This window comes from Helicobacter sp., from assembly GCF_022511165.1.
In the GTDB taxonomy this organism is placed as follows: Bacteria; Campylobacterota; Campylobacteria; order Campylobacterales; family Helicobacteraceae; genus Helicobacter_C.
The window spans coordinates 1-14,004 of the sequence record NZ_JAFLSB010000036.1 but is presented as its reverse complement, the minus strand read 5'-3'; the positions used below and the strand labels follow the sequence as shown (position 1 = coordinate 14,004).

The 14,004-nt window shown below is 38.9% G+C and carries 14 protein-coding genes; 1 reads left to right on the top strand and 13 read right to left on the bottom strand.

The window, feature by feature from the left end; genetic code table 11:
• Positions 1–299: 299 nt before the first annotated feature.
• The 13 genes from hemC to J1E28_RS05935 form a co-directional block, all read right to left on the bottom strand.
• Positions 300–1,262, bottom strand: coding sequence for a hydroxymethylbilane synthase (gene hemC, locus J1E28_RS05995; protein WP_291027762.1), 963 nt, complete (start codon positions 1,260–1,262; stop codon positions 300–302).
• Between the two features lie 16 nt (positions 1,263–1,278).
• Positions 1,279–3,042, bottom strand: a complete 1,764-nt coding sequence (locus J1E28_RS05990) for a proline--tRNA ligase (protein WP_291027760.1) — start codon at positions 3,040–3,042, stop codon at positions 1,279–1,281.
• A gap of 9 nt (positions 3,043–3,051) precedes the next feature.
• Positions 3,052–4,377: a glutamyl-tRNA reductase gene (hemA, locus tag J1E28_RS05985; RefSeq protein ID WP_291027758.1), complete on the bottom strand. Its 1,326-nt coding sequence runs from the start codon at positions 4,375–4,377 to the stop codon at positions 3,052–3,054.
• A gap of 9 nt (positions 4,378–4,386) precedes the next feature.
• Entirely contained in the window at positions 4,387–5,292 is a 906-nt protein-coding gene (locus J1E28_RS05980) for a polyprenyl synthetase family protein (RefSeq protein ID WP_291027764.1), read from the bottom strand.
• 2 nt (positions 5,293–5,294) lie between these two features.
• Positions 5,295–5,828 carry a hypothetical protein gene (locus tag J1E28_RS05975; RefSeq protein WP_291027756.1) on the bottom strand — a complete coding sequence of 178 codons (534 nt, stop codon included), beginning with the start codon at positions 5,826–5,828 and terminating at the stop codon, positions 5,295–5,297.
• Positions 5,821–6,084: a DUF2018 family protein gene (locus tag J1E28_RS05970; RefSeq protein WP_291027754.1), complete on the bottom strand. Its 264-nt coding sequence runs from the start codon at positions 6,082–6,084 to the stop codon at positions 5,821–5,823. Before J1E28_RS05970 ends, J1E28_RS05975 begins: the two co-directional genes overlap by 8 nt.
• Before the next feature lie 2 nt (positions 6,085–6,086).
• Entirely contained in the window at positions 6,087–7,394 is a 1,308-nt protein-coding gene (gene hisD, locus J1E28_RS05965) for a histidinol dehydrogenase (RefSeq protein ID WP_291027752.1), read from the bottom strand.
• Positions 7,395–7,508: 114 nt separating this feature from the next.
• Positions 7,509–8,432: a class II fructose-bisphosphate aldolase gene (locus tag J1E28_RS05960; RefSeq protein ID WP_291027750.1), complete on the bottom strand. Its 924-nt coding sequence runs from the start codon at positions 8,430–8,432 to the stop codon at positions 7,509–7,511.
• Between the two features lie 26 nt (positions 8,433–8,458).
• Entirely contained in the window at positions 8,459–9,511 is a 1,053-nt protein-coding gene (locus J1E28_RS05955; RefSeq protein ID WP_291027748.1) for a peptidylprolyl isomerase, read from the bottom strand.
• Positions 9,456–10,157 (bottom strand): uroporphyrinogen-III synthase, encoded by a 702-nt coding sequence (locus J1E28_RS05950; RefSeq protein ID WP_291027746.1) that lies wholly within the window; start codon positions 10,155–10,157, stop codon positions 9,456–9,458. Before J1E28_RS05950 ends, J1E28_RS05955 begins: the two co-directional genes overlap by 56 nt.
• The gene (locus J1E28_RS05945; protein WP_291027744.1) at positions 10,157–10,672 is read right to left on the bottom strand and encodes a DUF308 domain-containing protein; all 516 of its coding nucleotides are present in this window, start codon (positions 10,670–10,672) and stop codon (positions 10,157–10,159) included. Before J1E28_RS05945 ends, J1E28_RS05950 begins: the two co-directional genes overlap by 1 nt.
• Before the next feature lie 2 nt (positions 10,673–10,674).
• On the bottom strand, positions 10,675–11,868 hold the full coding sequence (locus J1E28_RS05940; RefSeq protein ID WP_291027763.1) for an FtsW/RodA/SpoVE family cell cycle protein: 1,194 nt from the start codon (positions 11,866–11,868) through the stop codon (positions 10,675–10,677).
• Positions 11,869–12,129: 261 nt separating this feature from the next.
• A complete protein-coding gene (locus J1E28_RS05935; protein ID WP_291027742.1) occupies positions 12,130–12,843 on the bottom strand; it encodes an iron-containing alcohol dehydrogenase in 714 nt (237 codons plus the stop codon).
• A gap of 139 nt (positions 12,844–12,982) precedes the next feature.
• Between J1E28_RS05935 and J1E28_RS05930 the strand changes: the two genes are divergently transcribed.
• Positions 12,983–13,483, top strand: coding sequence for a DUF4149 domain-containing protein (locus J1E28_RS05930; RefSeq protein WP_291027740.1), 501 nt, complete (start codon positions 12,983–12,985; stop codon positions 13,481–13,483).
• Positions 13,484–14,004: the final 521 nt, after the last annotated feature.

Here is a 14,004-nt window from a genome sequence, read left to right as displayed (position 1 = left end):
TTGAAAAAATTATGCTATGGGAAGCTATTTAAAAAACAAAACGATTGTTAAAGTTTAAGGAAATATAAGGTTTAGAATCCCCCCTATAAGACTTTTAGATTCTAAAATCTTAAGCTTTACTTATGGATTTAAACAAAGCAGATTCTAGAATCTTATAAAAGAATCTTATTTTTGCCTTTTTTATCACATCTTATTGCTGTGTGGAATCTTGTGAATGTTGCCTAAATGGCAGGGAGAGTAGATTAAAAATATAAAGGATAAAAACTTTTTGCAAAACAAGGCAAAAATAAAACAAAAGCTTATGTAAATGCCATTTTTTCAGCCCTTGCCAAAAGCTCCCTTGCACCTTTGTTTATGAAGCTTTGGGCAAGTTTTATACCAAGACTTTCACTCGCTGCAATATCTGTAAGATTCATTGCCTCATTTATAGAATCTTCAAGCACTTCGCTCCCATTAGGTAGCCCTACTATGGCTTTAAGCAAAAGCATAGTATCTTTGTATTGCGCATATACGCCTATTGGCACTTGACAGCCCCCCTCTAATGTGCGCACAAATGCCCTTTCCGCACTCACACAAAGCGCAGTTTGGGCGTGAGAAAGTGTAGCAATAGCAGAAAAATACGCGCTATCTGTGCGCATTTCTATCCCAAGCGCACCCTGCCCCATAGCCGGAATCATAAACTCCAAAGGTATAATATAAGGCACATTTTGGGTGCTAATTTGCAAGCGATTAAGCCCAGCTTGTGCGAGGATAATCGCATCAAAGACGCCGCCATTAAGCTTTTCTAATCGCGTTTGCACATTCCCACGCAAACTCAATGTATCCACATCAGGGCGTAATTTTTTGATTTGCATAGAGCGGCGCAATGAGGTTGTGCCTACCTTTGCGCCTTGTGGCAAAGCAGAGAGATTAGGATACTTCACGCTCAAAAAACAATCGCTTGGATTCTCGCGCTCTGTGATAGCAGCGAGGGAAAGCTCGGGCAAAAAATCCACAGGCACATCTTTAAGACTATGCACGGCTAAGTCAATTTCCCTACTCAAAAGCATTTCTTCTAGCTCTTTTGTGAAAAGCCCCTTGCCACCGATTTTAGCAAGTGGCACATCAAGAATCTTATCTCCGCGCGTTTTTATGATTTGTATGCGAGATTGCAAACCACATTCGGCTTTAAGACGAGATTTAATGTATTCTGCCTGCCATAACGCCAATACGCTTCCGCGTGAGCCAATCACTAGCTCTTTTTGCTTATCTTGCCCTGCCATATTCACTCCTTTGCCTTCACGCAAGAGATTGCAGAATCTGCATTAGAAGCGTATCTTTATCTGCGCTTAATTCACGCTTTTGTAAGCCCTCACGCTTTATAAGCTCTACTTTTCCCTCACTCAACCCTTTGCCAACAATAAGAGCATAAGTAAAACCGAGCAATTCAAAATCTTTTATCTTTACGCCAAATCGCTCATCGCGCTCATCAAGAAGCACATCAACGCCTTTTGCTTTGAGATTCTCATATATACTATTTGCATATTCACTCTGCGCATTATCTTTAGTATTTGAGATAATAATCACTATGTCAAATACGCTCACTTCTTTGCTCCATACACAGCCTAATTCATCGCTTTTTTGCTCCAAAATCGCCGGTAAAATACGCGAGATTCCAAGTCCATAACAGCCCATAATAAAAGGCTGCGTCTTACCGCGTTCATCTAAAAACTGCGCATTCATTGCGCGAGAATATTTATCGCCAAGCTTAAAAATATGCCCTACTTCTATGCCTTTGGTATAGTGCAGCTCATTATTGCATTTAGGGCATAAATCTCCCTCTTTGGTTTGTGCTAAGTCTGCATACTCTAAGCCCTCAAAAGTGCTTAAATCCACACCCACAAAGTGATAGTCCTTTTCATTTGCCCCACAAATGAGATTTGAAGCATCTCGTAGGCTTTCATCAAAGTAAATATGCTCTGCATTTGTGATATGGCGCAAACCATATGCACCTATGAATCCCGCCTCAAGCCCCGCTTTGGCAATCTCCTCTACACTCGCATCAACAAGCTCAATATACATATTTGTGCCTCTATTTATAGCATTAAACATCTTTACTTCTTCGCCCTCATCATCACCGCGCACAAAGAAAAATACCAATTCCCCTCCCCCATCGGCTTTAAGTGCCTTTTTAACAATCGCCTTGATTGTATAGAATTTATCAACCTTAAAAAATGCACTCAAAGCCTCTATTGTTTTGATATTTGGCGTATGAAAACGTGCAAATTCCGCTTTTGGTGGCTCACTATCATAGCACACTTCATTAGCGCGTGGAGCATTGCGCTGCGCTCTTTTACTCGCCTCTATATTTGCGCCATAATCACAATTTTTACACACCACAATAGTATCTTCACCACAAGGAGCTAAAACCATAAATTCCTTGCTTCCACTTCCACCAATCGCCCCAGAATCTGCCTCCACAACCTTAAAATCCACCCCCACTCTTTGCAAGATTTTTTTGTAAGTTGCCTCCATTGTGTCAAATTCTCTATTTAAATCCTCATAGCTACTATGAAAACTATATCCATCTTTCATAATAAACTCTCGCCCACGCATCAGCCCAAACCTCGGGCGCAATTCATCGCGAAATTTTGTATGAATCTGATAAAGATGAACAGGAAGCTGTTTGTAGCTCTTAATAGCACTTTTAGCAATATGAGTGATAACTTCTTCGTGTGTGGGTCCAAGCACAAATTCATTATCCTTTCTATCTACAAAGCGCAAAAGCTCACGCCCATATTTTTCATATCGCCCCGATTCTCTCCAAAGCTCCGCAGGCGTAACAAAACCCATTAGAATCTCCTGCGCACCACTTTTATCCATTTCCTCTTTCACAATTGCCCGCACTTTGTCAATAAGCTTTTTTCCAAGCGGTAAAAAATTATAAATACCACTTCCAATTTGTTGCACAAATCCACCGCGCACAAGGTATTGATGACTTTTGAGTAGGGCATCTTTGGGGGCTTCTTTAAGAGTATTGACAAAAAGTTGTGAAAATCGCATAAGATTCCTTTAAAAAGTAGTGTCTTTTTCGCATTTATAGCTATTTAACATAACAATCTCATCATCAATATCAAACATACTTTTCATCGCCTCAATCACAGGATCGCCGTGGTGGCTTTCACTTGCTTGTCGCAAACGAATCGTAGGCTGATGCAAAAAAGTATTAAAAGCGCCGTGGAGAATCTTCTCTACATTATTGCGATATTCTGGGGGGAGAAACCCTTTTTTAATCGCCCTATCAAGCTCTTTTAGAGAAGATTGCTTTGCAAGAAAACGAATATGCTTAATCACAGGCTCAACGCTCAAAGTCTGCAACCAACTAAAAAAATGAGCGGTAAAATCCTCTACAATCTTATGCGCACTTTTTGCGCTCTCCTCACGTGCCTTTTTATGCTCTTGCACTACCTCTTGCAAATCATCTACGCAAAAAACTTGCACATTTTCATAAGGGAGAGATTCTATATCGCGTGGCAGAGCTAAATCAAAAAACCATTGTTTCTTTGTGCTAGGACTTATCATATCTTTGGTAATGATATAGCCTTGCGCACTTGTTGCACTAAAAAGCAAGGGAAAATCCCCCACGAGTTGAGGCAATTTTTCGTAGGCTTGCACACAAATTTTATCTTCCCCAAGTTCTGCGCTTAGGGCTTTTGCATTATTTTGTGTGCGTGAGATAAGTGTGATATGAGCTTTGATATTGAGCAAATGCTTGCATACTAAGCGTCCCATCTCACCGCTTCCAATTACCAAAACCGGCAAAGATTCTAAGCTTTGTCCCTCTTTGGCAAGTTTTTGAGCCGCCATATGCACCGCAGTAGAAGCCACAGATACGCTATGAGCTGAAATATCTGTTTGTTGACGCACACTTGCGGCACATTTAAAAGCAAAGTGCATAAGACGCGTCATATCCTTAGCACATAAGGCATTGTCAAAGGCAAGTTTATACGCACTCTTTAGCTGCCCTGTGATTTGCGTTTCCCCCACAACCAAACTATCAAGACTTGAAGCCACACCAAAAATATGATAAATTGCATATTCATTTAATCGTAAAAGTGCTATCTCCCTCACCTGCTCTAATGGCACACCACTTTCTTTTGCAAAGCATTGATAAATATGCTCCCGCGCAATTTTTTTATCGTGCATACTTACATAAAGCTCCACACGATTGCAAGTGCAGAGTAAAATACTCTCCCTAATAGCCTCACACATATTAATCTTTTGCAAAAATGGCACAATTTGATTCTCTTCTATGCTTAATCTCTCACGCATTGCAATATCTACTTTCTTATGCGAAAAACTCACAACCATATATTGCATTTGGATTTTTTCTTGCATAGTAGCCTCCTAGAATGTGCGCTTAAGCATTTGCGTGATAATATCATTAAGCTTTTCATTGCCCTCAATAGCGATTGCTTCAAGGGCTTTATCAGCATATAATTGAGCTTGGGCGATACTTTTGCTGATAATATTATGCTCTTGCATTTGCATTTTAATCCAGCTCTCTTGCTCACTGCTGATATTTACCCCACAATATGAAGCCAAAAGTGATTTTTTTTCTTCACTCAAGCATTCATATAAATCCATATAGGGCAAAGTCGTCTTGCCTTCTTTAAAATCACTCATTGAGGGTTTTCCAAGCGTTGCACTATCTTGGGTAACATCAAGTATATCATCAATAATTTGAAAGGCAATGCCCAAATTCTCCCCATAGATTCTATAAATATGTTTATTTAATCCCTTTAAAATCGCCCCACATTCCGCCGCAGCCACAATCAAAGCGGCTGTTTTATCTGCGCACATACGAATATAAGCCTCTCTGTTAGTATGAAATGCGTTAGAGAGGCGCACATCTTCAATCTCACCCACAGACAAACGCAACACTGCAGAAGAAACACTCTTAGCAAGCTCTATGTCTAAAACACTAAGTTCATAAAAAGCCTTAGAATAAAGCACATCGCCAAGCATAATCGCATTTTTATTACCAAAAGTGGCATTAATAGAAGGGCTACCCCGCCTTGTTTGCGCATTATCAATCACATCATCGTGCAAAAGAGAGGCACTCTGAATCATCTCAATAAGTGCGCAAACCTTGAGTGCATCGTCATTCATATCAGCAATAGCAAGTAAAAGCTTACTTCGAAGCATCTTACCATAGCTCAAATGACTATATAACGCATTAATTTCATCATTGTTACACTCTTGAACATAAGTGCGAATATACGCCTTAATACGCTCACAAGCAATCTGCATATTCACTCCTCTCCTCCTTGATTTGCATTTTCCTCTGTTTCTTGAGTAGAATCTGCTTCTTGCGGCTTTTTCTTACTTGGTGAAATACTCTCACTCAATACACTTGCACCCTGCCCCTCGATATAAAGCTTTAAATACGCCTTTTCTTCTTCGTTTGAAAATTCTTTAAAAAACATTACCAAATGCGGATTCAATTTATGAATCCCATCAACCTCCTTACCAAGCGGGATTTTATAAGAATTGCGCTGATAATCTGTATAAAGCACAACTTGATGATTAAACTTATCATAGCGGATATGAAGCACAAGCCCATAATTTTTATAGAGTGTCCAGCGAAAAATCAAATCCTTTTGCACCTTACCAACAGCAAAAGTAGCTTGATAAGTCTGCTCTTTTTCAAGACTAAGCTCCTGCTCCCATAGCCAAAGCGGCGCAGCTGCATACGCATTTAACAACAAAAAAGGAGCAAATAAAAAGGGAGTAAAAAGCAAAAAATGCCGCGAGTGATGAGAATACAGAGATGAGATTCTATTCATAATTACTCAATATTTTTGCCATAGAATCTATGGCAAGATTGTTTTTTGCCAAATGAAGATGCTCTTTATTTTCCTCATTAAAGTAATACTGCTTAAAAGCAGATTCTAAATCTATACCTTGTGCCTCTAAAAGCGCCTCATATACTGCTATGCGCTCAAGCAAGGATTCAAGTTCTAAGCCTACTAAAGTCGGTGAAGCATTCAAAATCACTTCTTTCCATTTTTCTAAGGGTGTGCCTTCAAAAAATGCGTCCATTCTTATCCTTTCTTTTTCACATCTTCTAATCGCGTTAAAACCGCTTGAGCGTGAGCATTAAGGGATTCACATTCAGCTAAAAGCGCACAAGATTCCCCTACTTCTTTAAGCGCAGCTGATGAAAAGGCAATAATTGAACTTCTTTTCATAAAATGCTCTACTCCCAAAGGCGAAAAAAAGCGCGCACTGCCACCTGTGGGAAGCGTGTGATTAGGACCTGCGAGATAATCACCAATAGGCTCACTTGAATGCTCACCTAAAAAAATCGCTCCTGCGTGTTTAATGTGTGGGAGAGCTTCAAATGGCTCGCTTGTGAGAATCTCTAAATGTTCAGGGGCAAGGGCATTGGCTATATCTATACTTTCTTTGAGGTTGCGTGTGTGTATCATCACTGCACGATTTTCTATGCTCGCTTGTGCAATTTTTACTCGGGGCATTGTGGGGAGAATCTCGCTGATATGTTTTTGCACAGATTCTATAAGCGAAGCACTATCACTGATAAGAATAGAACTCGCCATTTCATCGTGTTCGGCTTGAGAGAGCAAATCATAAGCAACATAGCGAGGATTTGCTTTAGAATCTGCAATAATACCTATCTCACTTGGACCAGCAATCATATCGATATTAACATCACCAAAAACAAGTTTCTTTGCGCAAGCTACAAAAATATTGCCCGGACCAGTGATAACATCAACTTTTTTAATATCTTCACAACCATACGCCATAAGCCCTATGGCACTCGCACCACCAACTTTATATATTTCAGTAATGCCACATAAATGTAGAGCAGCAAGAAGGAGGGGGTTTGGCTCATTATGTGGCGTGGGAGAGCATACAACAATTTCTTTCACTCCAGCTACAATCGCAGGAATCGCATTCATTAAAAGTGAGCTTGGATAAGCCGCCTTGCCTCCGGGTATGTATAGCCCAGCGCGCTCCATTGGTGTAAGCTTTGAGCCAAGTATGCTACCATTTTCATCACAATCAATCCAACTTTTGGCTTTTTGCTTTTGATGAAAAGCATAGATTCTATCATAGGCAAGATGAAGAGCAGACCTAAGCTCGGAAGAGAGATTATTATAAGCCTTAAGGCATTCTTGTGGAGTGATGCAAATATCCTTAAAATTATGTGCTTGCCAAGCATCAAAACGCGCAATGTGGGCTTTAATAGCCTCTAAACCATTTTGGGCAATCTCATCAAGCAATCCTTGCACAATGAGGGATACTTCTTTCATATCCATTTTTCCACGCGCTAAAACGAGTTCAAAATCAGCTTGAAATGTATGTGAGCGCACATCAAGAATTTTCATCTTCTCCCCTATCATTTAAATATGGGAGTGTATGCTCTAAAAGTTACACACGCTCCCTCTATATCTGCTACAATCTTATCTTCTCCTGCTTAAAACTTCAGCCAAAGCTTAATCTTAAATTCTTTGTGCGCTTCCTAATATGCCCATTCGCTCTACCATTACTTTTGTAATAGATTCCATAGCAGGAGCAAAAAACTTGCGCAAATCAAACTGCGTATTATCAGTATTTGCAACTTTACGCACTTCTGCAATAAAGGCTATACGCAAATCTGTATCGATATTGATTTTGTTGATTCCGCCTCTAATGGCTTCTTTTAGAAAATCAAAAGGCACACCCTTACTTCCTTTCAAATCACCACCTGTGGCTAAAAATGCTTCTCTTACATATTCAGGGATAGAACTTGCCCCGTGTAGCACAAGAGGAATATTTGTGCGTCTTTTAACTTCCTCTAATCGCTCAAAATCAAGTTTTGGCTCACCTTTAAACTTAAATGCCCCGTGGCTTGTGCCAATGGCAGGAGCGAGATAATCCACCTTTGTGGCTTTTACAAATTCTTCGGCTTCATTAGGATTAATCAGCACTGCATCTTTTTCACTCACAGAAATATTATCCTCAATTCCCATAAGTCTCCCAAGCTCTGCTTCCACACTCACGCCTTTAGAATGCGCATATTCTACAACTTCTTTTGTCATTGCGAGATTCTCTTTAAAAGGGTGATGAGAAGCATCAATCATTACCGAATTAAATCCTGCATCAACAGCCTTCTTGCAAGATTCAAAACTTGTGCCGTGATCAAGATGCAATGCCACAGGAATATGCGGATAACGATTGGAGAGAATCTTCACCATTCCCACTGCCATATCAATCCCCATATATTTTATCGCCCCCTCACTTGCTTGAACGATAATGGGCGATTGTGCTTTATCTGCTGCCATAAAAATAGCATTAAGCATCTCAAAATTAACAAAATTAAATGCCCCAACGCCATAGCCCTCTTTGTGCGCCTTAAGTAGTATTTCGCTACCAGTTACGAGCATAATTCCTCCTTTGGATTAAAATCTAACTATTTTGTAATTTCAATTTTTGCTTTTTGGCGCAATGCCTGAATCTTTTGCATCATACCGCTTTGTATGCTTTGCATTTTGAGTTCATTTTCAATCGTTTTTTTCGCCTCACTATAAGGGATAATCTTGGGATCACTTTTGCGCTCAAGATAAATAATATGATAACCAAAAGGTGTAGCCACGGGCTCTTTGCTATAAGTGCCGGGCTTTAAGTCAAAGGCAGCCTTTGAAAAATCAGGGTGCATCATTGAGCGTTGAAACACGCCTAAATCGCCTCCATTTTTTTGTTGTTTTGAAGCAGGATCGATAGATTTTTCATTCGCAAGCTCAATAAAACGCGCCTCTACTCTGTTTTTAGCAACCTTATCAAGCTCTCTAATAATTGCTTTTGCTTCAGATTCTGTTTTCACAAGAATATGACGCGCCTTGCCCTCTTGATTGACAAACAACCCCTCATTTTCTTGGTAGATTTTACGCATTTGCGCATCATTCACGCTTGCTACTTGAATGCTATCGGCTTGTTTTTTTGTCCATAAATCAATCAAAAGATTATCTTTAATGTTATTGACAATATCAGTGTATTCTTTAGAAGTATCAAGCCCTGCTTGTTTTGCAGCTTTTAAAATAAGCTGACGATTTACAAGCTCATTAATGAGCGCTTCTTTTTCCTGCTCGCTTAATTTCGAATAATTGAAATTAGGAATACTTTGTTTCAAAATCTCCATATCTTTGTCGGTAATAGCCTTGCCATCAACCACTGCATAAGTTTTTGCATACATCAAAGACGCACACATACATAAAATCCCTGCGTATAGCCATTTATTAAGCTGTTTCATTTGCCACTCCATATGTTTAATGTGTGCGATTGTAACACCCAAAGCTAAATAAAATGTAAGGGGAGTGAAAATCTTAGTAGCATTAGAATCTGCGCTCGTTATAAGTTTCTTATTAAAAATAATGAAGAATCTCTTGCCACGTAATGTGTCAATAAGGGCTTTAGCCTTTGTTTTTTTGGCTACGCGCAAGCTCTTTAGCAAATGCAATGCAAGCATTAAAATTTGCGCTTGGGCTGATATAAGCTGTGATATGTTTATCAAAATATTTAAAAGTGCTTTGTCCCATTGCCACAGCGATGTATTGGGATTCCCAACCAAAATTTTTTACAAAACTCTTATATGCACTTGGAGCGCTAAAAATAATCACGCTTTGAGGCTTGGGCTTAAGATGAGGTGGGAGGGTTTGTGGGAGATTTTCATATACAATAGCCTCATCAAGACAAATATGCGCATCTTTTAAAATAGAGCCAAGCCCTGATACAATTTCTTTTGCACGTAAATACAATGCTTTGCGCCCTTGCAACAAAGGATAAATCTCATACGCAAATGCCTCTCCTTGAGCCTTTTTTCCTACAAACTCAACCACCGCGCCCTGCTCATAGAGAATCTGCGCACTTGCAGGACTTATAACAAAACTTGGAATCTCCTTCCAACGCGCAAGAAGAGGATTATAGCTTGGAGTATTTTGCAAATTATGTGAAGCAGATTCTATAAGAGAGCGTATTGCATACGCGGAAGTAAAAATTAACGCATCGATACCCTCTAATGTGTGTGTAAGCGGTATGAAAGCAATTGTGTTTGTAATAAGAGACTTCACGCCCTCTATTTGACGCGTGCCAGCAAGAACAACCTCATAGCCCATTATTCAATATTTCTAAGAGCATTCCAAAAATATAATCCCACTGCACCGCTAATAATCAACACAGCACCAAGTATTAAGCTAATGAGCGTTGCAAGCACTTCAGGGAAAAGCACAAATAAAATCCCAAACACTATATACACTCCACCCATTATGATAATGCCAACTTTGAGATTTGATTCTAAACTCGAAGCTAGTCTATAAGAATGCACAAGCCATAAAATGCCTTTTAAAATAAGCCACAATGCAATAAAAAGTGGCACAAAATTTTGCGCGATTTCTTCCTCTCCAAAGAGAAGCACTAAGCCAAATACACACGAGAGTATGCCATCAAGCAAAATCATCGCATAACGCATTTGCATAAAATAAATAACCTCGCCAATACCACTTAAAACCATAATAAATCCTACGAGATAAGCAAGAAATACCATTGTAACAAGCGGATTTGCCATACACACTGCTCCAAGTATGATAAGAGAAATACTAAAAGCTAACCATAATATACGATTAAAGCGCATTTTTACTCCTTTTGCTCCTGTGGATTATGAGTATTTTCAAAACCCATATTCCTAGAAATCGCCAAAACCAAACCAATGGCTATACAATTTGCAATCAATGAACTTCCTCCATAGCTTAAAAATGGCACAGCAATACCCTTAACAGGCGTAATACCTGAAATACCAAAAGCATTAATAATAAGCGAAAAACCAAGCAAAAGTGCTATACCTACGCAAAAAAGATAGTGCATTTTATGCGAAACACGATTGGCGATGCGAAAAAGTCGCAGAAGTATATACCCAAAAAGCAACATAATGCCAAAAAGCCCTACAAAACCTAGCTCTTCTGTAATGCCCGCAAGCACAATATCTGTATGCACATCGCTTAAAAATCCAAGCTTGATAAAGCCCTCTCCAAGCCCAGAGCCAAAGAATCCACCACTTGAGATTGCATTTGTGGCGTGATAGATTTGATAGGGTTCGGGCAAACCACTTACACGCAGACTTTCTGCCCAGCCTTGAGGTAAAAGAGCTAATACAGAATCCTGCGCGCTCGCCCACCACGACTTCACGCGCAAGATTCTATGAGGGCTTGTGATAATGGCAAGAAAAGCTGTGCTGATTGTGCCTAGAAAAATCACACCAAGCAGACGCAAACTCCCTCCAGCAAATAAAAGCATCACTCCTAATGTCAAAGCCAAAAGCACCACCTGCCCCAAATCATTTTGCAAAACTGCAATAAGCACCACTGCCACAATGAATAACACAAGATAAGGAATAAAGATTCTAATCTCATCTTTGATTGATAGATGCACATTACTTACAAATTTGCGTGAAAAACTCCACGCTAAAAAATATACAAAACCAATTTTAAAAAGTTCAGAAGGAGCAAGAGAAACAAAAGGCAGTCTAATCCAACGTTTTGCCCCACCAGCAGAGCTTACAAAACTTTGGGGGAGGAAGTGCATACCCACCATAAGAATAATAGAAATGATGAAAATCACTAAACCAATGCGCTTAAAATGCGCATTCACATCAACGCGCGAAAGTAACCACATCAGTATAATACCAATACCAGCAGCAATAAATTGACGCATTAAAAAATGAAAAGAAGAGTAAGTATAAAGGCTTGTAACATAAACTGCTAAAGAATAAGACATCACTACACCAATGCTAATGAGTAATGTAACCGCATAAAAAAGCCTAGAATCCGCCATAGCACCCACTCTATTCCCATAAACTTTGTAAGCGCGATATTACCAAAACATTGAGAAAATGTAAATTAGCCCTTTAACCCCTCTTTTTTCTTTTTTATTCAATTATCCTCCAAATAAATCCTAGAAATAACTAGCTACGATGATAAGCTATTATGGAGTTTTTACTTATAAAGATGCTTGAATTTAAGCTCTATGTGAGCATATTCTTTTTGTTATTTTTTGTGTATTTGATGATGCAGATTAAATGAGGAGATTCAAATACTATGAAACATAAGATAAAAATTCTTCCTTAATCGCATCAACATCAAGCAGGGCATTTTTGGCTCGTTTATTTAAAGTGCTAAATATATGCTTCACAAAATGCGTATCTAGCCCATAATCGCGTGGATTTGATGAGATATGAAGCGTGGCAAAGAGCCTATTTATATCATCTTTAAAAGGCTGCAGGAGAGAGTTTGCAGTTTCATCAGTAATATATTGAAGCAAAATGGGCAAAGAAAAACTACACGCCAAGCCGTGAGGCACATCAAAGCTCATTGTAATAGGATAGCTTAATGCGTGAGCAAGAGCGGTTTGTGTTTGTGAAAAAGCCAATCCTGCATAAATGCTCGCTAAAATAATCATTCTTCTATCGTGCAAAGAATGCGTATCTTTGGCAAAAGCTGATAAATGCTTGATGATAAGCCTTATTGCCTCTTTGGCGTAGCTTTGGGAGAGAGGGGTGGCGTTTTTGTTCCAAATAGATTCTATGGCGTGGGAAAGGGCATCAAGTGCGCTAAAAACTGCCACAGATTGAGGCATATGCGCAAAAAGACTCTCATCATAAAATGCCATTTTCGCATAGAGGCACTCGTGCATAAGGGAATATTTAATATGTGCGCTTTTATCCCAAATAGTTGCCCATTGTGTGAGTTCGCTACTCGTCCCCGCAGTTGTAGGAAAGGCAAAAATAGGCTTAGATTCAACATTCCGCACTTCATTTAATATTTGGCAATTCTCCGTAAGTAAATAATACAAAGCAATGATTTAGGTAAAATTTGTAGAGAGACGGGAGTAAAAGTTGATATTTTTTGCTACAATAATGATAATAGATATTAAAAATAAAGGAGAAACAATGAAACTCTATGCAACCTTTCGTATACTTGATGCAATCTACATCTTTTTGCTAAGTATAGGGGTAGGGGTAATTATATGCGCCGCTTTTTCCGCAGCAGTGATTTTTCAAGCCTCAAGTCTTGTCCCCGCACTCACCTTAAGTGATAGTGGCTTGATTATGGGGCAAATTTTCCTCAAATGCAATTATTTTTTTAATTTTTTAGCCGTAGTGATTATTATCTATGAGCTTTTGAGTAGCTTTTATGCGAGATTTTTTGCTTTTACTAAGCAGAGGCGGTTTTGGCTACTGCTTGGGGGCATTAATGTGATGATGATTTTTCTTTTTACACTCTATTACACGCCCTATATTATGGAAGCTCAAGCCCTAGGCACTATCAATACTCCCGCTTTTAACTCTATGCACAAACAAAGTGAGTTGGTATTTAAAATCCTGCTTATTACGCTTAGTATTTCTGCCCTGTGGAGGGGGATTATCGGCTCTCGCCCATATAATACCTAGCATTCTATAATCCTCTAAGCCTCATTCATATTCTCAATTATTTATTATTTTTTCTTTTGTGAATAAGGAAGGCTTAAGGGGCTCACATATCGGGTTTTTCTTAATTTTTTGAGATTTTTTAAACCTTATTTTTGAGTTATAGTTTTATTTTTTCTCAAGTTGAACTTTCTTCCTATAAACTAAACCTCAAAGTATCTAGAATCTTAAAAAAACAAAACTAAGTAATTTTGTGTATAAGCTTAAATTACACTTACACATTTTAAGCCTATTTACTAAGAATTTCTACTTAACCTTATAGAAAGAATCTAAAAAATGCAGATTCCAAACATTCCAAAGTAAAATGTAAAATTAGAATCTAAAAACTGCCATAGTCCAACCCCTCTTAGCTATATGCCAAAAATGCTGATTTTCAGCCAAATAAAGCATATCCATTCCTTGCTTTGGGAAATGCTCTTGGGTGTTAGAATCTTTTGTATGGGAGTTTTCATTGGAAAATGTGTCTTTTGAGGGATATGGAGGAG